The sequence below is a fragment of the uncultured Paraglaciecola sp. genome (genome assembly GCF_937123705.1).
In the GTDB taxonomy this organism is placed as follows: Bacteria; Pseudomonadota; Gammaproteobacteria; order Enterobacterales; family Alteromonadaceae; genus Paraglaciecola.
Window position 1 is genome coordinate 1 of sequence record NZ_CAKZKO010000190.1, and the last position, 23,103, is coordinate 23,103.

At 52.7% G+C, this 23,103-nt stretch carries 24 protein-coding genes; 3 read left to right on the forward strand and 21 right to left on the reverse strand.

Translation table 11 applies throughout. The features are described from left to right. The 3 genes from Q0688_RS23475 to Q0688_RS23485 all read left to right on the forward strand — a co-directional run. Positions 1–604: MT-A70 family methyltransferase (locus Q0688_RS23475; protein ID WP_299083035.1), on the forward strand; the 604-nt coding region annotated here is incomplete at its 5' end. Positions 605–724: 120 nt separating this feature from the next. Further along, entirely contained in the window at positions 725–1,945 is a 1,221-nt protein-coding gene (locus tag Q0688_RS23480) for an RtcB family protein (RefSeq protein WP_299083037.1), read from the forward strand. Positions 1,946–2,006: 61 nt separating this feature from the next. Continuing rightward, positions 2,007–2,588 (forward strand): 3'-5' exonuclease, encoded by a 582-nt coding sequence (locus Q0688_RS23485; RefSeq protein WP_299083039.1) that lies wholly within the window; start codon positions 2,007–2,009, stop codon positions 2,586–2,588. Positions 2,589–2,699: 111 nt separating this feature from the next. Here the strand turns inward: Q0688_RS23485 and Q0688_RS23490 are convergent, their stop codons facing one another. From Q0688_RS23490 to Q0688_RS23590, 21 genes are all read right to left on the reverse strand, one after another. After that, on the reverse strand, positions 2,700–3,854 hold the full coding sequence (locus Q0688_RS23490; protein WP_299083041.1) for a hypothetical protein: 1,155 nt from the start codon (positions 3,852–3,854) through the stop codon (positions 2,700–2,702). A gap of 343 nt (positions 3,855–4,197) precedes the next feature. Further along, positions 4,198–6,048 (reverse strand): hypothetical protein, encoded by a 1,851-nt coding sequence (locus tag Q0688_RS23495; RefSeq protein WP_299083043.1) that lies wholly within the window; start codon positions 6,046–6,048, stop codon positions 4,198–4,200. After that, positions 6,045–7,184 carry a hypothetical protein gene (locus Q0688_RS23500; protein WP_299083046.1) on the reverse strand — a complete coding sequence of 380 codons (1,140 nt, stop codon included), beginning with the start codon at positions 7,182–7,184 and terminating at the stop codon, positions 6,045–6,047. Before Q0688_RS23500 ends, Q0688_RS23495 begins: the two co-directional genes overlap by 4 nt. After that, on the reverse strand, positions 7,177–7,995 hold the full coding sequence (locus Q0688_RS23505; RefSeq protein WP_299083048.1) for a tail fiber domain-containing protein: 819 nt from the start codon (positions 7,993–7,995) through the stop codon (positions 7,177–7,179). Before Q0688_RS23505 ends, Q0688_RS23500 begins: the two co-directional genes overlap by 8 nt. Next, a complete protein-coding gene (locus tag Q0688_RS23510; RefSeq protein ID WP_299083050.1) occupies positions 7,995–8,663 on the reverse strand; it encodes a hypothetical protein in 669 nt (222 codons plus the stop codon). The genes Q0688_RS23505 and Q0688_RS23510 overlap by 1 nt, the downstream gene beginning before the upstream one ends. Positions 8,664–8,678: 15 nt before the next feature. Further along, complete coding sequence (locus tag Q0688_RS23515) at positions 8,679–8,951, reverse strand: hypothetical protein (protein ID WP_299083052.1); 273 nt, start codon at positions 8,949–8,951, stop codon at positions 8,679–8,681. Then, entirely contained in the window at positions 8,951–10,318 is a 1,368-nt protein-coding gene (locus tag Q0688_RS23520) for a packaged DNA stabilization protein (protein WP_299083054.1), read from the reverse strand. The genes Q0688_RS23515 and Q0688_RS23520 overlap by 1 nt, the downstream gene beginning before the upstream one ends. Then, positions 10,315–10,590, reverse strand: a complete 276-nt coding sequence (locus Q0688_RS23525) for a hypothetical protein (protein WP_299083056.1) — start codon at positions 10,588–10,590, stop codon at positions 10,315–10,317. The genes Q0688_RS23520 and Q0688_RS23525 overlap by 4 nt, the downstream gene beginning before the upstream one ends. Beyond that, entirely contained in the window at positions 10,590–11,042 is a 453-nt protein-coding gene (locus Q0688_RS23530; protein WP_299083058.1) for a hypothetical protein, read from the reverse strand. Before Q0688_RS23530 ends, Q0688_RS23525 begins: the two co-directional genes overlap by 1 nt. After that, a complete protein-coding gene (locus Q0688_RS23535) occupies positions 11,017–11,364 on the reverse strand; it encodes a hypothetical protein (RefSeq protein WP_299083060.1) in 348 nt (115 codons plus the stop codon). The genes Q0688_RS23530 and Q0688_RS23535 overlap by 26 nt, the downstream gene beginning before the upstream one ends. An 85-nt stretch (positions 11,365–11,449) precedes the next feature. Then, on the reverse strand, positions 11,450–12,727 hold the full coding sequence (locus tag Q0688_RS23540; protein WP_299083062.1) for a P22 phage major capsid protein family protein: 1,278 nt from the start codon (positions 12,725–12,727) through the stop codon (positions 11,450–11,452). Between the two features lie 32 nt (positions 12,728–12,759). Further along, on the reverse strand, positions 12,760–13,743 hold the full coding sequence (locus Q0688_RS23545; RefSeq protein ID WP_299083064.1) for a hypothetical protein: 984 nt from the start codon (positions 13,741–13,743) through the stop codon (positions 12,760–12,762). A gap of 117 nt (positions 13,744–13,860) precedes the next feature. Then, entirely contained in the window at positions 13,861–15,711 is a 1,851-nt protein-coding gene (locus Q0688_RS23550; protein ID WP_299083066.1) for an LPD23 domain-containing protein, read from the reverse strand. A 131-nt stretch (positions 15,712–15,842) separates the two neighbouring features. Then, positions 15,843–18,038, reverse strand: a complete 2,196-nt coding sequence (locus Q0688_RS23555; RefSeq protein ID WP_299083068.1) for a portal protein — start codon at positions 18,036–18,038, stop codon at positions 15,843–15,845. Continuing rightward, complete coding sequence (locus Q0688_RS23560; protein WP_299083070.1) at positions 18,035–19,552, reverse strand: phage terminase large subunit; 1,518 nt, start codon at positions 19,550–19,552, stop codon at positions 18,035–18,037. The genes Q0688_RS23555 and Q0688_RS23560 overlap by 4 nt, the downstream gene beginning before the upstream one ends. After that, positions 19,527–19,955, reverse strand: coding sequence for a hypothetical protein (locus Q0688_RS23565; protein ID WP_299083072.1), 429 nt, complete (start codon positions 19,953–19,955; stop codon positions 19,527–19,529). The genes Q0688_RS23560 and Q0688_RS23565 overlap by 26 nt, the downstream gene beginning before the upstream one ends. Next, entirely contained in the window at positions 19,955–20,254 is a 300-nt protein-coding gene (locus tag Q0688_RS23570; RefSeq protein ID WP_299083075.1) for a hypothetical protein, read from the reverse strand. Before Q0688_RS23570 ends, Q0688_RS23565 begins: the two co-directional genes overlap by 1 nt. A 4-nt stretch (positions 20,255–20,258) precedes the next feature. After that, complete coding sequence (locus tag Q0688_RS23575; RefSeq protein WP_299083077.1) at positions 20,259–20,603, reverse strand: hypothetical protein; 345 nt, start codon at positions 20,601–20,603, stop codon at positions 20,259–20,261. 1 nt (position 20,604) lies between these two features. Then, entirely contained in the window at positions 20,605–22,371 is a 1,767-nt protein-coding gene (locus Q0688_RS23580; protein ID WP_299083079.1) for a hypothetical protein, read from the reverse strand. After that, complete coding sequence (locus Q0688_RS23585; RefSeq protein ID WP_299083081.1) at positions 22,359–22,502, reverse strand: hypothetical protein; 144 nt, start codon at positions 22,500–22,502, stop codon at positions 22,359–22,361. Before Q0688_RS23585 ends, Q0688_RS23580 begins: the two co-directional genes overlap by 13 nt. Before the next feature lie 77 nt (positions 22,503–22,579). Continuing rightward, the gene (locus Q0688_RS23590) at positions 22,580–22,963 is read right to left on the reverse strand and encodes a hypothetical protein (RefSeq protein ID WP_299083083.1); all 384 of its coding nucleotides are present in this window, start codon (positions 22,961–22,963) and stop codon (positions 22,580–22,582) included. Between the last annotated feature and the right edge of the window lie 140 nt (positions 22,964–23,103).

The window sequence follows — 23,103 nt, forward strand, 5'->3', positions numbered from 1 at the left end:
TAACCTTGGCTATAAACGGCAAATGGAGCGAAGCGTAATGCAGTCCGATTTTGATAGCGTTGTTATACCTCATGGCGGGTACAGCACAATAGTTGTTGACCCGCCATGGCAATACGGCAAGTGGGGTAAAGCAAGTGTTGCCCCCAGAGGTAGCAGTTATGAGCCGCAAGATAGCGTAATGCCTTACAAGACAATGACGCTTGATGAGATTAAAGCGTTGGAAATTGCCACCCTTGCTGCAGACAACTGCGATCTTTACTTGTGGACTACGCAGAAGTATTTGCCCGCGGCTTTTGAAGTGCTGCAGGCGTGGGGCTTTAAATACTGCCAAACTCTGACATGGTGCAAGAAACCGAAAGGCACAGGGCAAGGCGGCTTGTACTGCCCTACGACAGAATTTTTGCTGTTGGCACGTAAAGGCAAGATGCCGGTGGGGAAAAAGCGCCAAGATACAACTTGGTGGGAAGTAAAGCGCCCAATGCGACACAGTAAAAAACCTGAGTTCTTTCAAGATTTGATTGAGCTGCAGAGTGAAGCGCCACGGATTGAGCTATTTGCTCGACGTGAGCGTGACGGCTGGGACGTATGGGGTAATGAGGTATAACCTTTGCGTTAAGCGGTGAGTGAAAGTTGGGAACCAACTGTAACGAGTCCGAGCGAAGAATGAGCGGTTTTAAACGCGTTGTTAGCAGCGAATTAGCTAGCACTTAAAGAGAAGATAAAAATGAATAAGTTTATATTTGAAGATACAAAAGGCTCGCCAATTAAACACTGGACTAACGGGGTTTTACTTGACGATAGAGCTAGAGAGCAGTTGCACAATATAGCCTCATTGCCATTTATACATAAACATGTTGCAGCAATGCCGGATGTTCATTGGGGTATGGGCGCAACTATTGGTAGTGTTATAGCTACTAAAGGTGCAATAGTTCCTGCTGCTGTAGGTGTTGATATAGGTTGTGGGATGATGGCATACCAAACATCGTTAAAAGCATGTGATTTGCCTGATAACCTGCGTGATTTACGTGATGATATAGAGCGAAATATACCTTGCGGCAGAACCGATAATGGTGGCAGAAATGACAAAGGTTCTTATCAGTCATTAACAGCATCAAACGAGCAAAGATGGTTGGGCTTGGTTGATGGTTATAATAAAATAATAGAGAAACACCCTAAAGCGCTTGCGTTCAATACTTGGCAGCATTTAGGTACGCTTGGTACAGGCAACCATTTTATAGAAATATGTTTAGACGAAAATGATTCCGTTTGGGTGATGTTACACTCTGGTTCTCGCGGTGTTGGCAATAAGATAGGCATGTATTTTATTGAAAAAGCAAAGCAAGAAATGGAAAAATACCATATTGATAAATATTTAGTTGATAAAGATCTGTCTTACTTGGTAGAAAAAACAGAAATATTTGACGATTACGTTGCTGCTGTTGAGTGGGCTCAAGAATTCGCATTAAAGAATCGTGAATCTATGATGGGAATGACACTAGCTGCTCTTGGTAGGCACACGAAGCCTTTTGAAATAACAGAAATGGCCGTTAATTGCCACCATAATTATATATCAAAAGAGAATCATTTTGGCGCTAACGTTTGGTTAACGAGAAAAGGTGCGGTTAGAGCAAGAAAGGGAGACTTAGGTATCATACCCGGCTCAATGGGTACTGGATCATTTATTGTTAGAGGGCTTGGCAACGAGCATTCTTTTTGTAGTTGCTCTCATGGGGCAGGTCGTGTTATGTCCAGAGGACAAGCAAAAAAAGAAATCTCATTAGCGCAACATGCTACAGCAATGAAAGGTATAGAGGCTAGATTAGACTCGGATGTACTTGATGAAAGCCCAGCCGCATACAAAGATATTGGAGCAGTTATGGAGGCTCAATCTGATTTGGTTGAGGTTTTATTTAGACTTAGACAGATAGTGAACGTTAAGGGATAATTCCTGCTAACACCATATTCAACGTCATGGGTATATGTGGGCACACACAAAATGGAAAAATATGATTATTTCAGTTTTTGATACCGAGACTACCGGCATTCCTAACTACGAAACGCCAAGCGATGACGACTCTCAACCACACATTGTCCAGCTTTGCTCCAAGCAGGTTGATTGGACATCTGGCGATGTTATTCAGTCAATGAAGTTTATCGTCAAGCCTAGCGGCTGGGCCATCCCGTTAGATGTCGTAAAAATTCACGGCATCGACAACCACAAGGCGGCGCGTTTTGGAATTGACGAAAAGTTGGCCGTTGGCATGTTTCTCGAAATGGTTAAGCGGTCTGACATGGTTGTTGCTCACAACGCTAACTTCGACAAGCGCATCGTCCGAATTGCTCTGATGCGCTTCTTTGGTCGGGAAGTGGCCGACGAAGCTAAAACTTATATGAGCAAAGAGCGAACAATATGCACAATGAATAAAGCCATAAAAATAGTTGGTGTTGGTCGCTATCCAAGCCTAGCGAAGTGCTACAAGCATTTTACTGGGCAAGAGATAAAAAAAGCGCATGATGCCGAAGGCGATGTTGATTCGTGTCTGGTCGTGCTGAAGCATTTGGTCGATCATGGCGCTGTCGAACTATGAAGATAGACCAGTGGCACGACATGGACGTGATGCCGGTGAACTTCAATCCACCGGCAGACATTGAGTTTGGCGAGTAATAGTCTTTTTTTAATCGGCGGGGCTGTTCATTTTTTATATGTTGATAGCCCCGCTGCTAACTCTGTCAGTCAGGTCGTCAGCGGTGCTACAGGAAATAGAGACGCAGACCATCCCCGTAAAGGTGCCCGTACGGTTTACTAATGACACAAGAAGCACATCGCCAGCGCTTAGGGCGCGATCAGCTTCGTTACCGACCACTGTATCGACCGCAGTCTGGTTTACTGTGAGAATTGTCGTTATTCCTTCTGTAACGCTGATGTCTGCGGTGCCGCTGCTCGCGCTTGTCAATAGTGATTGCGCCGCTATGCGGTAAGTGCCATCGCGCACGATGGTAAACCGCAATATTATTGCAACGGTTGCATCACTAAACAAACCCGCCCCGCTAGCAATACCGACATCGCCGGCACTTGCCGATCCAGAAAGCGCGGCAATCTTATCTGGCGTCACTGCCGCGTCAGCCATTTTGATGGTCGATACTGATCCGTTTTCCAGCAATAACGAATCGACACATTTTTCGTAATCAACAAACGTATCGAAGTCGATGTTAGAGCTGCCATCTGTATCGAAAGTGAATCGCAATTTGTAGTGCGCATAATCTGCGGGCTTGTTGGCTGCGGAAACACTGGTGTCAAAACCGCAGTCGGCTGTGCCATCAGAATCGGAAATGATAAATCCATAGTATGTCGTGCTAGGCGCAATGGAGCCTGAAAACAGCCCCCCTGCGTTGTTGCCCGCCGACCATGTAGCATCCAGCTGCTTCGTCATCGCCGTGGCAAGATACATATCCATCTTGCCATCGGATGATGCGCACCGCCCTATAGCAAAATCAATGTCATGGTCGGGGTCTACGGCGTTTTTGGTGATTTTGTTTTGCCCAACGTAGCCAGCAGTGAACCGGTTTCTAGCGTCGATATGCGAGCGCTTATCGACAATTGACGCGGTTGTTATCGATCCCGATAGCGTGGTGACATTAAACAAATGCAGGTGATTGGATTCAATGGAGTCGGTGTCGACCTTATAGAACATTCCGTCATCGACATTGAACACCAGCGCTTCGGTTACATCGTCGTTCATAGTGACGTTGGTCGTAGATGTTGACTCCCACACAGCCCCGTTTGCGCGAGATACGCGATAAGCGCCCACAGAAAACGACCGGCCGCTATTAAGCGAACTATCATTGTGGAACATATCGTTTTTGCTTATTTCCTCGAGCACTTTGGCGTCGACATAAGTCGTCGTTACCGCGCTTCCATCGCCTTGAAATCCCTCTATGCTCTCGAGAGCCCAATACAGCGTACCGTCTGCGCGCTCAAGTCTCAGCGAATAACTGCCACTTAGGAATATCTCTCGCGAGGCAAATAGACCATTGGCGTCGAGTGTTAGATTTTCATCGAGAGCCGCCGAGAAAGCTGCGTCAGCATAGGGCGACTTTGGGTTCGTTTTCGGGTCCTGATTGGGCTGGCCAAAATACATGACATAGCCAGCGCAAGGCACGCCATTCTCGAAAAACTGTGGTACTTCAGTGCCTAGCTTAGCCATCGGATTCATCCAAAAGGTTTTTTAGTGATTGCAGTGCCGAGAATCGGTCACGATTTCGAAGCGCGTTTATTTCCCTGACACCGACATCAACCATCGTATCAATTGGCCCGCGACGCACATCAGCGCCCTGAATCAGCCCGCCCATACTACCCGGCGCCTCGGGTCGTATTACCCTGTTCATGTCCGTATACAGTCGGGTAAGTGTCATAAGGTTGTCATCAAATTGTCCATCGTACTTATTGGCCTTTTCTGTCAGGTCTGACATCACCTGCCGCATACGGTCGCCCTGCTTGTAATTGGTCAGCGTTGTGCGCGACAGCAGCCCAAATTGTCGATCAGTAGGGTCGTACTTCTTGCCGATCAGGTCGTCGACCTCTTTGACCGTATCGAGCAGGTCTGACATCACATCGTTGGCGTCTGCATAATCTGGCGACACCTGCCGAATAGACTGGTTTAGATCGTGGCGAAACTCTTTGAAAAACGTCTCTACCTTACCAGTGATGCCCTCGGCCGACTCACGACCATAGCCCACCATATCATCGATGCCCAGCTTGTAAATGTGCGCCTTGTGCGCGTCGACCTTGCCGGCGCTCCACAAGTCCTTGCGGAACGATTGCATTTTTTTCTGCGCGGCGGTGTTTAGCGAAAATACTGAGTCTTTAAATCCGAACGGCTTGCTGGGGTCAAAATTTCCGTTGATGTCCGTTCCATACTGAACACCCAGCTCGTCAAGGCGACCTACAAAGTTATCTGTCGTTTCTTGCAGGTCGATAGGCTTTCCCCGTAAGTCTTTAACGGCTGCGTTCTTGCGATTTCTAGCGCCTGTGATGGTTTTTTGCAGGTGCTCGTAGCGTTTTTTGATGCTTTGACCAACGATGTCGGCGGCTCGCATTTCCCCTGCGTCGGGGTCGATGGTGCCGCGCTCGATACGATCACGCAGATCGACCATACGACGAGCTTGCGCTTTAGTAGCTGGGTTAGCGTGCTTGAGGTGATTAACGACAAGTGGCTCAAATTGATTGTCGAGCGCGGCTTGTGCATTGGGGTGCTCCTCAAAACGGCCATCAACAAGGCGATAACCTGCTGCGTCTGTGTTGAAAGTCTCGCCAGCCTCGAGAGCGGCTTGCGCCCTGCGTCGCATCTTGGCCTGTTTCGGGAGGTTTTTTGCTACAACGTCAATGGCCCTTCCTGTGGTGTTGGCAGCCGCCTCTGCTGTCCCCAGCGCCAAATCGCCACCCGCTCGCGCCGTTGCTTGGCTGGCCGCCTTAGCAGCGCTAAGTGCTGGCTTCATGCCGGCAGCCGCTTCGGCTATTTCCGGCAGAAAGTCGCCCACAGCCTCGCCGTATTTTCGACCGCCTTCGCCCAAATAGAACTCGACTATATCGCCACCGCCTTCCGTTATTATCGGTTTCGTTGCCGCGATGGCTTCCATTAGGTTTCGAATAGGCGGTGACTGGGCCAGTCGTTGCAGGCCGATCCGTCCGGCTTCGGTCTTGGGGTCGATGGTCATCGCTGCGGCCAGATCGTCAGCCGCTGCGCGCGCTTCTTCTGGCCTGAATGGAATATTGGCGATACCTAATAACGCCGCCAGTGGCTGTGTGATTGCGCCAGATAGAGCAGTAGGCGTTGCGCCGACTATCTGGTCCATTAACGGCGGCGATGCCGTTTGGCGTTGCTGGTTGTCTTTGAGAAAAAACTCTTGCTGTTCGACCGCTTCGGCACCACCAGACATCCACGCTTGAGCTTTTAGCCGCGCCCACTGATCTTGTTCAGCCTCAGATATGTCATCGGGAACGATAACGTCAAACGCGCTTTCCTTAGTGTTCACTCGGATAGTTGTCATGGGATGGTAATCACTCGATCAACGCCGGCAGGTGGCTTGGACGCCGAGGCTGCCGCTGGCTGTCGCCTAGTATCGTTTTTGTTCTGAATCCATTCTGGAATCGTTTTGTTGCCTGAGCCCAAGAAGCTGGCGACCTCTTCGATTGCTGTCAGCAGTTTCCGCTGCGCGGTAAGCCGGTCCTCGAACCACTGCTTTGTCTGCGACGTGTTCAGGTTTTTCGGTGGTGATCCCGTCTCGATAGCTAGTCGTAGTTCTTTTTCTGACAGCGCGCCGAACGTGTACTGTCCGACAATATCAAGGCCAAACCGGTTGGCCAGCTGTCGCAATCTCAATGTATTTTGATTGAGAGTTGGAACGCGGCTTTTGAACACGCCGGTTTCTGCACCCTCTTCAACCAATCGTATGCCTTCCTCGAGACTGGAGATAGAGCCGCTAATTGGACCCGCTTTTTCATAGACCTCGGCGGCGTAGTCAGTTGCCACCTTCAGGGCATTTTCGTATCCGTGCGCCTCAGCTTTAAATCGCTTTGAGTTTTTTATCGCACTTGCCGCCGCTTCTCCGCTCAACACCTCACCACCCGGTCGCCTTACTGTCACAGTGCGGTCGTCGTTGGCAAATATGACCGTACCGTCTTCCAGAATCTCAGCTTTTTGAACGTCCGGACCGAAATTCTCGCCCAGCATTTGCAACGACTGAAGCGTTTTTGATTTCATCAACTCGGCGTTGTCGAGTCGAGAGCTGAGAACTTCAATAGCGCCGGCCGGGTCATCAATGGCTTGCTTCGATATGTCGGCTACGTCCTGCATGTCGTCTGGATCGATTTCGTCTCTATTTTGGCCGAGATAACCCACCAGCCGGGTATAGATATTCCCTTCATTGGCGCCTGTCAGTATTGATTCGATGTCCTGAATGTCTGCGTCAAACATACTAATTGCGCCATAGGCGCTATTGATCGCTTCCAGCTTGCCAGCTTCGGCGTTTTGCTCACGCACCTGACCTTCAAGCAGCGATTCTTGCAAGCCAGCAAGTCGCATGCCTTGCTCGCGACGCGCCCGATTTTGCGGGTTGAATTGTCGAATTTCGTTAGTGAGCGGCGTTATATCCGGCACTAAATTGAATCGGGAAAAATCAACCATTGGCAACCTCGTCGCCCAGTGAGGGCAGCACCTTCATGTATCCAGACCGGTCAGTGGTCACGTGGTCGGGGTAGCGCGCCGCGACATCTTGCGCCAGCGGCCCAATGTTCGATTGCCCCGCCATCGCTTCGGCAAATTCCGGCTTCCAGTCCCAGCTATATATCTTGGTTCCATCGTCCAGTTCGCCAACTTCCTGAATGTTATCTTTCATGCGCTCGTCAGAGAAGAACGAGCCCACCATAGACGCAATGCCCATAATATTGCTATTGCCTTGCGCGCGCGCCTGTTGGCCTGCAAGCTCGGCTTGCAGGTTGGTTTCTGCAATATTGGCACCGGTTCGCTGGCCAAGCTGAGACATGACCTGACCCGCCCCCTCGCCGAGCCCTGTTAGTGCGACACGGTTTTCGAACATGTCGGCCTCGGTGCCCAGCAACAAGTCGAGTTCTTGGCGAGGGTCAATCGTTGCAATTTCGTTGGCAGCTCGTGGTCTATCGAGCCCCACGCTCGACAAGTAATCATTGGCTGCTTCGCCCCGCCGAGCCTCTACTGGCGCTAGAAAGCCATCAATTGCCGGTTGCAACTCATACGGGTTAAACGCCTGAGCCTGAGTCAGCGTGTCCGGCAGAATGTCCAGCGCCATATTCAGCGAGGGTCGTAGATTCGCTTGCTGTTGGTTAAATTGCCGGATCAGCTCGCCTTCATAAATTTCGGCGGCGTCCTGTGCGGCGTCTTGACCTGTTTCTCCACGAAGACCCTTCACCAGATCGCCGTGATGGTCGCCCCATTCTTTCAGTGATCCACCGAGGCCCATTAGCCTTCCCCTTGGTTATTAAAAAATGACAAGCCGGTTCCAACAGCGTTGACAATGTTTTGGCCGCCTTGCGCCGATGCCTGTGCGCCGCCCAGTATGCCGCCAGCCAGTATGTCGCCGGTTCGCTCGGCGGTGTCTTGCCCGAGTGCGGCTAGTTTGGTTCCGCTGTTAATGCCTAATCCTGCGATTCGCTGTTGTCGCTTATTCATAAAATCCTGCAAACTGAGCAAAAACGACATGTCGGCGCCACTCACAACATCAGCGGCCATTTCGGCGCCTGCCCCTGACCGCCGCATACCAGAAGCGCCCAAGCCCGAGTTAAGGTCGCGCATATTCTCGCTTATTGCATCCCGGTTGATGTCGGCAGACATCGGCGCGTAAGCCGTTGCATATCCCAGTGCACCTTCAGGCGATGCGGTGTATGACAGGCCCGGTAACAGGCTATTAGCGCCCTGCAAGAATGGCAGTATGTTTTGTTGCGACAAATCGTACATCTGCCCGATAGTGTCGGCGCTGCGACGAGCTGCACGCAGCGTCGATGCCGCAGCTCGATTGCCGCTCAGATCAAGCGGGTCTTGAAATTTGTCTTTGATGCTGTCTTGGTCAAGAAACTCGATCGTTTGCTTTTCTGTTGTGGCGTTAAATCCACCACTCAAGCTAGAGCCCATGAGTTATTTCTCCGATCAGGCCGAAATCGCGGCCAGCGTATCGCTACGCAGCCAGTTAGTGCCATCGCTGAATGCTAAAACAGGCGAGCCAGCGGCGCCATTGCTCACATACACCGCACGGGAAGTAAATTTTGCCGGGTTGGGAGCATTGGCCACCGTGTAGGTTGGCAGCTCAATGGCCAGCGGCAGATCGCCTACATCATCAAGAAATGACTGAAACGGCTGGGTAGGCCGACCCTCTTTGTCGACGATACTGTCGCCGTGCTGTGGCGTCTGCTGGCTAGGCATCAGTATGACCCTGTGAAATGAATGGCTTTGGTGCTGAAATTAACATCGTCGGTCGTTCGCAACCTAATACCCATGTGCGATTCAAACTGACCGATACCGCCCTGCCAAATAACCCGCTGGTCACGATTGCCGTGCCTGCCAAGGCTTCGCCACACCGGCTGGTGAAATTCTTGGGAGTCTCGAGATACCTGAAGAGAAATGGTTCCTTCCGTGGTGCCTGTGCCGGTCAGACAGTCCAGCTCGATAGAATCAGCAATAAAATGACTGCCCTTTTCACCCCGCACGAATGTCTCGATAACTCGCTCTACTGGCGCCGTGTATTCGCTGTTCACATCGGCTAGCCTGCCAATCTGAGTGGTAACGGCATCGCCTACGATGTAGCTGTCGTATGCGCGCGTCATGTGGTTGGCGCGATAATTGTCATTGAAGCCAGAGCGCCGATAAACCCAGTTGCCAGCACAATAGGCCAGCGTGATGTCACTCAGTCGCCACTCGATAATTTCCTTGTCTTTCCATTCGTAGCGCATCGATGTCACTGCCGACAGCTGCGTCTCGGTGTACGCTGATAAAATCTCTTTAATTGCCGGGTTGCTGATCGGCTCGGCTCGACCGGGCTGCATAACAAAAAAGTCTGGCATGCCTTCGCGGTCGCGCCCCAAGAACGCAAATGTGCCCTTGTAGTACGCCTTGCCAGCAATGTAGCCGGTGTGCACCGCACCCTGATCGACACGCCGGAAGGTCGCCACCGTGTCGCCCGTATCGCGAAATAGCTCGGTCGTTTCCTGCCCGAGAATATACAGATCATTCTTGATAACGATCGCACCGATATTTTTATCGGGCAGCAGTTCGGCATCGAAGAAATTGGCGGCGGGAATACATGTTCCACGTGAAGCATAGGTCATTCCATTGACGTCAGTATAAAAGCACGGCCCGCCATCGCTGGGAACAAAAACGAAACGACCATTGATTGCGACCACCTCATTCGATGGCACATGGTCTGCGTCATTGATTAAGCCGAAATTGGTGCCATCGTAGACGTAGGCATCGCCCCCAGCCACCTGCACAACCAGCACGCTATAATCCTGCGCAAAACGACAATCGGTAGTGCCCGATACAGTGCCGCCTGCGATGTTTGAAAACGTACCGTCGGCAGCGATTTTGGAGAACGACCCCAACGACACCATGTACGCTTCATCGGCAAATGTTACAGCGCCGCGACACGCGCCATTTCCTGTGGAAAAGCTGGTAATACCCGGTGATTTAAGCAGGCCGCTCTCAACACGAAACAGATTAACCAGAGACTCTTTGAGCTCAGGAAAGTCGTCTAGCCCGACAATGCCACTGGGTAGCGGGATAGGCTGCCTCATGCAAGCGTGGCCAGCGTGTCGAGTCGGCGCCAGTTTACACCGTCGCAAAAAGCCATCACCGCCGCGCCACTGGCCCCATCAGAGACATAGGCCACATCTCGTTTTCTATCCGCTGATGGCGTTGGCAGGGTCGCTATCGTGTACTCAGGTGCGCGCACAAGGTCTTCAACCAAGACACGTTTGACCGCTTCGCCGCTTGATGGCGCCAATGGCACCGAATCGAGCCGGCTAATCGTCGTCGTCCTGCTTAAATTGATTATTCGAGTGGCCATCAGGTGCCTATGCTGTCGCTATTATTGCCCAATGTCGTAGGCTCAGGGAAAAATCGCTTGGAGCGCGGGCCGATATTGTTGCCCTGACCTAGCGGCAAACTCGCCGGGTATGCCTGCTCTGGATTTGGCCCATAGCGCGCCTTGATTCGGCGCCTAGACCTGCGCCACGCACGAAGCAGGCGGCGTGCAGGCTCTTGGGGTGCGCGTGTCGACATTTCCAGCGCCAGAGAGTGAGCAAGTCCTAACTCAATGTCACGCGGGTTTGATAGCTCGCTACTCAACAGTGTGGGGATAGTGGTGCCGGTTGCAATGCCTGCGCTGGCCCACTCCTCGAGCATGCCTATCAGTCGATCTAGTGCGTCCTGCTCAAGCTGCGGATCAGCCGGTATTAACTCCGACTGCATGCGCAGCTCAGTCAGTGCATCGCTAACTATTTTCTGCGCTGTTGCCATCGCCTGTTTCGGCCTCTTCGTTGGCAGCCTTTTTGGCTGGCGCCTTTTTGGCTGCGGGTTTTTTGGCTGCGACCTCGGCCTGAAGTTTGGCGCGTTCTTCCTCGCGAATTTCCTCGCGAATTTCCTCGCGAAGCGCCGCCAGTTTCTCAGCTTCGGCGGCCTCTTCGGCAACCTTGGCCGCCGCAATGGCCTCTTCATCGACGCCTAGCAATGCGTCTTCCTCTTCGGCATCCTGACAAACAATACCATTCACCCACTTGGGGTACTGGTTTTCTTCGGCGGTTGCGTCGTAGTTGTCATTTTTTCTTTTACTGCGCGACATAGGGTGTCTCCTTTGGGTATGGGTAGAAATAAACAACGGGGCAGGTGCGCCCCGCTGTTTATGTTTGCAGCGTCAGGTGCTGGCGTTAGGCCGTTTGAGCGCCCATCAGAATGCCGCACTTGATAGGGTCGCGGACGGTGACACCGGCTCGCGCTGTGACGCGCCATTCGGTGCTGAGGTCTGAAATCGCCCCTTGCTTCGCGACAATGATGTTCAAGCCACGCTCGGTGGTTTCGTTCATCAAAATCATGCCGCCCAGCTGTTCTTCGGTGCCGACCACCGGTGCGGTGTTGATGCACACAGATTCGTTCTCGAAAAACACGTTGGTGAGTGCCGTATCGTAGTTGACGAACGTCACCGCCGCACTGTTGGCCGGTGCAGCCGTGCAGTTGGCATAATCATCGCGCGCCTGCGTCACTGTGGAGTTCGGCGCGCCTGAATCCACAATAATCGGTGGGCTGTACGTGATGTCCTGACCGTTAAACTCGGTGACAGTGAACGTGCGCAAATTGCCTGTGTCGTTCTTATTGACCAATGACACCGCGTTGACACCCGCAATGGTGAACTTGTCACCCGCGACCGCACCACTAATTGTGCCCGAGACGGTCAATGTGGCCGTTCGGTTGTCGATGTTCATCGGCTCATTGCCCGACAGGTCGGCCGCAGACGGGTCGTAGTCTTGGTTTGCACCGTTGACCGTTATGCCGGTCGGCGCCGCTGCTGTCTTGCTGGGGGTGAATGACGTTTTGAACGTGTCAAAGCCCGCCATCTGACCCACAAATGCGCGGTCGTAAGCGTTTTCTGCGCGCCCATTGAGCGTTTCACGGTTGGCTAGATCGCTGGCCATTGAGTTGTAATCGCTGGCATTCAGGATCATCGTTTTGCCGGTTTCCTGACTCACGTCTTGCGACGTCAACAGGGTGTCGACAGCTGCGATGTCAGCAAATCCAGACAGCGCCGAGGTTCGGCCGACAAACTGGCCGCCTTCCTCGACAATTTTATTGACCACTGCGCGGTTGATACCGGCATCGATAGCCTGCATCGCGGCACGCATTTGGCGGCTCAACTCAGACGGGTCGAGCGTGTCGTTGTTGTTCAGTTTAAATGGGCGCGTGTAGTAGGTCGTGACCTTGTGAGGCACGGCGAGATGTGTGATTTCGTTGAAATTGGAGATCGTGGGGGTCGACCCGGTGACAACAGTCGCAATAGGTGGCGCGTCGTGCCATTCGGTAAACTCAGATCGATGGCCGGTTTGGCCGCCCATCTGCTTGACCATACATTGACGCAAGCAAATGTTGTCTGCTTCGAATTTTTCAAGCTCTTCACCCAATACGCGGGTAACGATTTTGGCTTGGCTGGACATGGCTAAAAACTCCTAAAAATAAAAATGGGAGTCTAGCTAGCTGCTTGTTTCTCTCGAAGTTCTCGCTTAATGCGGCGGGTTTCACGAATAGCAAAGGCGGGTTCCATTTCACCCTTTTCGAGCTTTTCGTCAATTTTGGCAAGCTGGCCTTCGAGACTGTCGTCCCCGCCTGCTAGCCCCTGCCCGTCAATGCGATCCTCTGGTGCGGCTGCGCTAGACTGTTTTCGTTTGATAACAAGTCGTTCGGCTAGCTTACCGAGTTCGAATGTGGTGCCGCCGGGGTTGTTGTCGAACATTTCCCGGTAACGAACGGCCTCTTCGGGGTTTTTGCCAAAGAAATACACCAATTTCGGTGCATCGCTGGGCAGCTCCCTCGCGAGCATGGTGCCAAAATCAGCACCGAGAACATCGAGCGCATCCTCTTGGGTGTCGTTAAAATCCGGCACCTTCAGTGCGTTCGCATTTTCTGCGTATTGCTTGAGCGCAGTTTGCTCTCTTTGTTGTGCAGCGACTACTCGCTGGCCTTGGTTTGCCTGTTGAAGCCCTGCTTGAACTTTGATGTCGGTGACTTTATCAGTCCACTCTGCCATCGCCGCGTCAAACTTTTCTTCGTCATAGCCAGATTCGGCCCGCGTCGGTCGGTTTGGTAGCTGCAAGGTACGTCTGTCGCCCTGCGTATTACCGCCGCCCTGTGCGTGTCGCCGCAATTGCTCGTTTTCTCGTCGCAGTGTTTCATTTTCAGCGTCGAGGCGTTCGCGCTTGCGTCGCATTCGCTTGATGACTGCATCGGTATTGCTGTGCTGGCCATCAGAACTAGGCTTGTTTGCCGTTGAAGGTGGCGAACCCTCTTGACCCGCTAGAACGATCTCATTTTCTTCGGAGCTTTCATCGGCCTTTGGCGTATCCGTTTCGCCTGTTGGCTTTTGCTCTTCAGCTGCGCCGCTCGTCGGTTTCTCGAGTGCGCCAGCCTCGTCGGTGTTATCAACGGGTTTATCGTCTTGCTTGTCGTCAGCCATTCAAAAAATCTCACCGATTGGGGTGGTGGTGTTGCTCTCGGGTCAGTGCCCGGACGAGTGCATTCTGCTACCAACTGACAATAATTGTCAACAGCAGACAAAATTCGTCAGTTTTGGCTAGAAAAAGGGCTGCAAGTTGAGGGCTGAGCGGAGAGCTTCACCGGTGCGCGGACTTGCTTCGCTTGACCAGTAATCGCCCACCTCATTGGGCATATTGGCAACAAACCCGCCAACGTGTTGAACAGCGTCGGGCAGTCGTTTGATGTGAGGCATGACGTCTTGAACAAACACGCGAGCGTTTTCGTCCATCGGTATTTGAAGCCCCGGCAGTGACTGGCGAACGGCTGCGTTCATTCGGTCGCCGGCTTCAGCGCCATAGGCAAGCGTGGCCGATAAATCGGCAGACTCGGACAGCACCTCTTCAGGAAATGATAGCAAGGCATTGCCAGCCAATTGCCCCAGCCCGACAAGCTGCTGGCCTCGTCGCTGTACGCCGCCCAAGTAATCATCGAGCACGTTGTTTTTGATATACCCGAAAAAGTCGCCAATGCCGGTGGATTTTTCGCCGCCAATCTCGGCCATGATGTCGTCATCGGTGAGGCTGGCGCTGGCTGATCCGGCACCAGCAACAGCAGCAGAACCGGCCGCCATTCTGCGGACATCGATGTTGCCTTGGCTGTCCATAAGCACTGGGCGCGGCGATTTCTGCATGGTGGCACCGCGCCAAGGCGGCAATTCAATGCGCTCGCCCATATCCATGAACCTGCGTTCCTGCGTGACGCGCGACTCAACTTCTCCGGCAGTGTCTCGATACAGATCGTATGGCTTGCTGATTCCGTCCGGGTCGTACCGCGACTGCAATTCATCGGCGGCATCTAGCGTTGACTTGATGCGCTCCATTTCCTGAAAGTCTTCGCTGTCGCGCAACTTTTTTGTAATGGCGTCAATTTGTCGATCATATTTTTTGAGCGGGTCTTTTACCGTCTCGCCCCGAACCTCAGCCACCATGTCAGGATCGAGCTGCTTTTCTGCTTCCTCGGTCGCGCGCTCTATATACTCCGCGTATGCCGCATCGCGCTCAGATTGCGGCCTGTGACGCTTTGGCCAGCTAATGCCTGTGCGCATTCGATGCTCAATGTTCGGGTCGAGAATCGACTGCCCTGATCCTAGAATCAGTCGGCGCTTGTCGGTGAGCTTGCTGCCATTGTAGTAATGGCTTTTGAGGTAGCCGCGCAGGCGGTCAATCTCTTTTAGTTGTCGTGCATGGCTGCGCAATGCCATCTTACGATCCATGCCCAATGATCGAGCTTGGCTGGCCATCCATTTCTTCGCGTTGTCATAACTGCCGGCCAAGTTTTTCTTTTTCGTTCGAAGCTGCTCGATCTGTCGTTGTGCTGATGCTGGCGAGCTTCCAGACGCCCAGCGTTCAATATCCTGAATCGCGTGCTGCACTTCGTGGTGCATGGTTGAGTCTGGTTCTTGTGCCCCGTCATAGACGGTAATACGCTTTTGTCCGAACGGACCCGATTGGTAGCTTCCCTGAACCCCGTCGCCTTGACCTCGCACATAACCTGCGGTGCCGACATCTTCTCCGATTTTTTCGGGGTATGCGTCAAGCAAATCGGGATGGCGGTACACTCGCGCCGTATTTACCGCGTCGCCGTGCGCATAGTCATCGAGCGCTTGCCAGTCTGCAATTGATTTATCACCAACAAGCGGCGGGTTCTTTGACATCTCCGCGCTGAGGTCGTCAGCCATCGTTGACGCCGTTTCTCGATTCATCAGATTGGCGCCGAGATCGCTGATCTCTTGCCGCCACTCACCGTCAGCACCTCGCATCATGGGCGCTTCGAACTGTTCCCCAGTTGCCTTCCAAATGTCATCGCGATTGAGGCCTTCCGACTCCATATTTTTGGCTAGGTCGACTGCTTTTTCCTGAAAGGTTTTGGCCGCCTTGCCTATGAACATGGCCTCGGCGTCTTCGGATTGGGTCGCGGCACCCGCAGCAACTGCCGTGCCTGCCGCTCTACTACTTAGCATCGACTGTATTGCGTGGTCTGCCTGCTCGACCTGACTGATCAAATTAGACAGCTTCCCCATCAGGCAACCCCGGCAGACCTAAGCTGTTCAGTTAGCGATGCCAGTTTGCTTCTAGCAAAGTCATTTTCAATCGTTTGCGCCTCAGCTTCGGCGTTGTCCTTGCGGGCCTTGGCGGTTTTGCTGGAAATGTCGGCCAGTTTCAACGCTTGATCAAGGTCGGGCTGAGTCGATTGCTCGACAACTTGCTTGGTAGCGGACACCGTGCGCGACTCGACGACATTATTGCTCGCTTGCAATCTATCCATCTTTATTCCGTTTATTTCCTTGATGGCTTTAGCGGTGTTCAGTCGTGCTTGCGTGGCGTTTTTCTGAACCTGACTAACCAGCTCTTGAGCCTCGGCCATTTCCTTTTTGGCCATCGAGCGAAGCAGTTCGTCTTCTGCCGTTTGCTGCTTCTGCTGCGATGCTTCGTATATCGCCTGTTCTTCGTCCGTTTCCGGTTTGCGCAAACCTTGCTCGACCATCCTTTTGCGGTTGTGGTCTTTCAGGCCGGCCATGCCTACACCGTCTAGCAGTTCGATGATCTCACCCAAAATGAGTGGCTTGTAATCATCTGTGGCCAGTTCGCCAATTTCTTGCAATGACTGGATTGTTTCGCGTCGCTGCGAGGCGTAAGCCGGACCGGTGTCGATAGTTGTGGCGAATTTCTTCGTGGTGATGTCGTTGACAAACTTGGCTCGCCCGGTGTCCTGATCGATAACAATGTCAAACAAGCGAACCATTTTGTCAGCGCCATCCTGACCCAAGATGTACTCGATGCGCTCTGAGTCATACACCTCGCCCGCAATCGATGACCAAACAACGCCCGTGCGGTGCATCGACTTCTTGATATTGTCATTAAGAACAATCGTTTTTGCGTCAATGATTTTTCTCAATCGATCAACGGCAACGCCAGACATGCTCGCTTTTTCGATTTCTTTTGGCGACGAGCCCATGCCGACCGCCATAAATTCCCCGCACATCGTGAACAGACTGGCATTGTTCGGATCAACGCGAGATGCCGCCCACGTACCCACCGGACCCATGTGTATGTCCTCTCCCTCTGGACCCTCGACTGGGTTTACTACCGCATAGTTATATTTGCCAAGGTGCATTTCGCGCAGCTGCTGCTCGCGACCCTCGACCTGTTCATCGGTGAATATCGGCATATCCTTTGAAGTGGTCGCCGCGTTTTCAGCAACATCAGTTGCCGCCATGTTGAACAGGCGGTTAGCGTCCTTGTATTTTCGAACGATGCCATACCAAAACTCTTGCCCGTCGATATAGCCTCGATAGCCATACAACGGAATGATAGGCAGGTGCTTACCAGCAATTCGTCGAGGTTCTTGCAGATATTCGCCCCCGCCCAGTACAGACTTCCAAACCGTTCGGCGTTTGACCTTTTTTTCTCTGACTTGCTCATAGCCCATATCGGCCAGCTCTTCGAGGTGCTGCTTTATCTCGTCCTTGTAGACCGTCTTGCGTCGTCCTAGCGGGTCTTCAAACACCAGCGCCGTGGCTTTATCGATGCGCAGTTCATAGTGATGCGCAATCCATACCTGCTGGCCTGTATGCCAGTTAAATCGGCGTCGATCAGGGGGTGTGAATGCAGATTCTGCATCGGCACCAAACTCTTCTTCGGCTGCATCGCGGCTCATTGAGTTCAGGACGGTGACATGCCTCGCATCAGACTTGTCGGGCTTTTTGGCACTCTTGTCCCATATCACGCTGCTGTACGCGCTATAAATTGGCTCGAACTCAACAATTTGACGGTCGTCTTCCGGGTCTTCTTCGTCGACATAGCGCGTCGTTAGTTTGATAGCGCCATAGCCGCACTTGGCCATTTCATCCACCGCATTATCGAACGCTTCAGTGCCTTCGTTGTCGCGATAGAAATCCTTACGAAACAGGCCGCTCATCAAATCGGCATCGTCATCGGTCGCCTTAATGTCTTCAGGGCGAAACTTCACATCGAAACGATTTTCCCGCCAGTTGCCGGAGAACTCATATACCGCCTGATAGACTTTGTTGAACTCGAGCTTTGGCCGGTCTGCAAATTGCTCACGAAACCAGTCGTCATACTGGCCGCCATCGACATCACAAAACCGCAAGTCTTCGTTGCTGTGGTCGCGCTGCTCGTCGACGGCGTAATAATCTTTATCAACTATCGCGAGAATGTCAGCGTGTGTTTTTGGTGTCGTCACGGTCTTTTTCATAGCTGATCTCGATAAAAGTTTTTCGCGCTTAACTGCGCTCGTCTTGCTTTCTTCTGGCGTGGCGGCTGGTACGCAAACGACATCATTACAGAATCAGCCATGTTGGGCGAGTCAATCGGCGGGTCGAGCTGCGCCATTTGCTCTTTGCTCATAATCTGTATTTTCCCCAGCGGATTGGATACGCGCGGTATGCGGCACAATTCAGCGCGCAGTACATCGATTTGCTTGATGTCGCTGCTGAAACTAATCAGCTCGTCTGGGTTGATGTAGGTTTTTTGCGTAACAGCTAGATACGTTTTTAGGCAGCGAGTGCGCAGGTTCCAGTAATATTGTGCGCGGCGATTGTAAAACGTGTCTTTGTTGGTTTTTGATTTCTTTTCCGCTTCGCTGTCCATCGGGACATATTTTTCGTTCTCGCGATCAACGCCTCGCCCCCCATAGAACGCATGGGCATACATATTTCGTCCTGAAATCTTGGTGTCGATCTGCTCTCTTAATCCAGCGCCTACGCCATCTGCGTCCCATATAAATTGCTCGACACGATTGTCTATTGCATAGTCTAGCGCCCAGTGGCACGCCTCGTTGACGAGACAGGACTCTTCTTTGGCCTGAACATCAAGAAACACCACGCCATGACGGTAGGCTAGAGCGGCATCGTCTTCGCCACCATCGTTGGGGTCGTGCGCCACCACCTCAGCGCCAGTAGGATCGAAACCAAGTTTTTTGTGCGCATCGATACACGCATCAAACCAATCGGTTTCGATAATCGCATTGGGTACGGTGTCGAGATATTGGCCTAACCACTTGTGCTCATACTCAGCAGACGTCATTGTCTTCAGATCGTCAAGTCGCTCGCTCTCAAGGCCCGAGCCCATAAACCACGGATTCTCGTCATAGTTGACCTCGATGACGATCATGTAGTCGTCTTCGTAATAGCCGTATTTGGTCAAGTCGCGCTCGGCGCGCTTCAGGAAGCGCTGTGCAATGGCGTCCTTGGCGCTGCCCCGGTTCATGGTTATCCACATTTCAGGGATTTGTATCTCAGAACCTGCCAGCTCTGCTTTTTGCTGTTCTAGCGCAGAGACGCGCAGCGAGGCGGTGAGCGTAGTCAGTGAGCGGCTACTGGTGGCCTCGCCTTCCTCTATCCATAGGCCATGCGTGCGAATGCCCTTCAGGCTGGCGATATTGCGAGCCAAGCCGCGATAGAAAATATGGCCGCCATACTCGTGGTCTATTTCGTTGCGCTTAGGCCAGAAACCGGGCAGGGCAAGACGCTCAATTTCATCTTGCAGCATGCCGTGCACACTATCTTCGATAGAGTTTTGATACTCGCGCGCGCAGCACCATGACTCGCCTGTTGATACGCGAGACAGTACATAATCGGCAACAAAAGTGGATTTGGTGGAGGCGCGACCGCCAACGAGTATTTTCAGTCGCTTGGGTTTGGCGAGCAGAACACCGAGGCGGTCGATGTACTCTACCTGTACGTTACGACTGCTCTGCAGCGCAGTCATCGCTATGACTCGAGGGGCGGCGGCGCCCGTCAGTGGACACGCCAACAAACGTGATCGAAGCGGCAATAGGTATGGCGCCCCTGTCTGGCCCAGACACTTCCTTTTTGTCAGCCCATCCAAATCGATTTTTCATGTTGAAAATCCACGCCGTGGTATCCATGTGCTTGGCTTTGCCGTTGACGGCATTGCGGCCCTTTTTGAGCCACCATGCTTCAGATAAATCCCTGCCCTTGTCGTATGCCTCGGCAAAATCTGCGTGCTTTTCGATGTAGCGATAAAACGACTTTTTCCCAATGCCCAGCACGGCGCAGACCTCGGCCACTGATTCGCCGTTCTTGAACATGCCCGGCAGTTTGTCACACCATGCCGGGTCATATTTTGTATAGGTCTGCTTTTTGGCCATTACGCGCGGATAACTGCCTGCTTAATTGGCGTAAACACCATCGTCACTGTGGCTCCAGTCGAGCCTGTCAGCTCCCACTGACTGTATGCCGCACTGGCCGTCAAGGAGTCAGCCGCTGTGGTCGAGTAGGCCGAGCCATCCAGCTGTAACTGGGCGCCCTTGCCAATTTCTTCGGAGTAACCGTATGGCGTTACAGTGCCAGAGCCAAATGTGCCACCAATTTCCACTTGGTGCGGGCCTTCGAGGGCAATACGCTTGATATTGTCGGCAGTCGTGAGTGTTAAAACCTGTTTTTGCATGGTATCACCTGTTTAGTAAATTTCTGGAAAGCGCCGACTTGTCAGTTAGGCCAAGCCCACCACCACCACCACCACCACCGCCGCCGCCGCCGCCCAGCGCATCTTCAGAGAAAACATAATGGCCGCTAGCGTTATAGGGGACGGTAAATGTCCCTACGGCCAGAATCAGCTCGTGAGCGTCGCCCGGAGTTCTATATGCTGTCGAGCCGTTTGATACGAACTCGACATCATCAGTGCCCGCCACCAGACCAAGAGCATGGATTGCCTCAAATGTGGCCTTGGGCGCTCCCGCTGTGGTGCCGTTATTGGCGTCGCTCCCCAAAACATTGTCAACGTAGTAAGTGGCCATATCAGTTCAACTTGGTCCACGCGGTATTTGCCGCGTCACGAATGTATGTTCCCGCCCCTGTGCCGCCGATAGCGGTTGAGCCTGTAGCATCTACCCTGATGATCATATCGCCAACCACTGTCGATGGCGCGGCAGAAAGCACATCGCCCGCCACGAAGCGATTTATATACACCTGATCGGCTGATGCTTCGGGTGATAGCGTTGGCGAGCTGTTCGTGTTGGAATCATAGACATCAATATTCAAGCCATCGGCTGTGGCGCGAATATCACGGATAGACAGCGTTGACGTGCCATCGCGCACTAACGAAACGGTGAAGTGGTTGTCATCAATATCATTGCCTAGCGTAATCGTGCTAGAGCCTAAAAGATCAACACCCCCTGTACCGTTAGCCTCAAGAATACGTGTACCGTTAGCGTGGACATTCACAGGAGCAATGACAGGATGCCGGTTGAGATTAGTACGACCGGATGACGGAATTGTGCCCGACATGGTTAAGTCAACCAGCCCACCCGATGGGGTGCCAACTGCGGTGACATCACGCCCCCATGCCCCATCATCATCAGCGATATAACCCGTTGTTGAGCCTGCGGGCCAGAGGTCGAACGGGGAATAATTCAGCCAGTTTTCGCGAATAGTTGCTGTGGTAAACGGGGTTGTTGCGGCGGTCTGCAACGGAACGCCTCGTGCATACGCAAAACCCTCGGTGGTCTGGTCGCCTGCTCCGGGCTGGAACTGGTACTGGATAAACGTGTTTGCCTGTGAGCGCTCATTGCCCGCGCCAATTTCCATAATGCCCACGTTGCACAATTCAACGTCCAAATGTAAAAAGGTGTTGCGCTTGGCCTGCTCTAACCAGATGCCGACATTACAATCAGCAACCGCGCCGGTTCCCGCTATCTCGCAGCGGTCAAACAGAATATTGTTAATGGTGTCGTTAGTCGTATCACTACCAAGGAACTTAACACCGACCGTATTCGCAGAGCCTAGCGTAATATCCACGCCCTGAAAAACCCCGTCCCCGTAGTTGTAGGGGAATACGCCAAACTCCGAAACATTCACCAGAATACCGTTGGAATCGACCTCAAACAGGACGCTCTCACAGCTAAACTGATTCACGGTATCGACTTCTAGCGCCCATCCTGACGCATTGCCCCCCGAGGCAATCAGGTCGCGCCATCGTGCACCGTTACAGCGCTGAACAGTAATGCCCGAGCCTGTCATACCCGAGGCCATTGCAAAAGCAAAACCCTTAAAATCAGGCGTGATAAAAGCGACGGTTTCAAAGTCAGCCGTACCATTAGTGAACGTATTGCCAACGGTTAAATTGGCCGCGCACGATGTGGCAAAGCTCGCCGCCGTGCTCGTTGTTCCTGCGGTAGTACAGCGAAACCGGACTTCATGCGGCCAGTCTGTACCGTCATTCGGGAATCGATACTCCCCAACTGTCACAGCTTCCGACGCGGTGTGCATTTCGCCGTTAGAGAAAACCATCCCGCCCGACGTGCTATTAAAATTAAGTAGCGTCGCGCCCGGACCGGAACCCTCGATTGTGATGTTATCCTCGATACGAACGAGATTGGTAAAATCATACTCGCCGGGATAAATCTTGATCTTTGCCCGGCGCGATGCCGCAGTGGTCTGCGCGTTGATTTGCGCAACAGCCCACGCCAGCGAGTTGACTGTGCTCGCGTCGCTGTGATCCGTGATAGATTCATCGCGAATATGATAAACGCCATCACCGTCTGGATTGATATTTAACGTTGCCATGATGCTTGTAAACTCCACATTGTCCCAATAGATCTCTCTTGTGCCGCCATCTTCTGTTCCAAACGGGTTTGTGCCTGTTGTCCATACCCAGTCATTGGGCCTAAAAGTCGCCCTACAACCATAGTTGCCATTTAGCGAGCCTCAACGCACTCCGCCGGAGACGACGCCGAGAGTGCGAATAGGACAATGGCTATCAGCGTGTTTTTCATTAGGGAGCAACGACAATGGCGTTTAGCTCGATAATGACGGTACCGCTAGGCGGGGCAGAATTCCACGTATGGCAGCTAGCCGGACTACGAGCTGACTCCGCACCATTAAACGCAGTTGCCTCAAAACAGTATTCCTGCCCTAGTGTCACAGCAAACGGCGATACCGTAGCATCCGTCGATGGACTGGTGGCCAGCGGTACAGTCGATCCCTGTGCATACACACGGTATTCAGTAACAGGTAGACAGACCGAGTTTGGCAACGGCGCACAATCGGTTACCTCCGCAATTACAAACTGTAGCGTCATATTTGACGTCTGCGCCTGTGTGACAGTGCATAGCGCCATAGCGACAATCGCTAGCGCGTAGGTTTTTAATTTCGTCATGAATGGCCTCATAGTGTTGTGGTGTGAGCGAACTGGGATTGTTGCCTGAACTGCTGCACCCTGTACGGTTTTTCTCGCTCCATCGGCAGCGCTGTTCCAGCGTCATCGTCGCAGTCCACGGTTTCGAGGGTGAGACACGA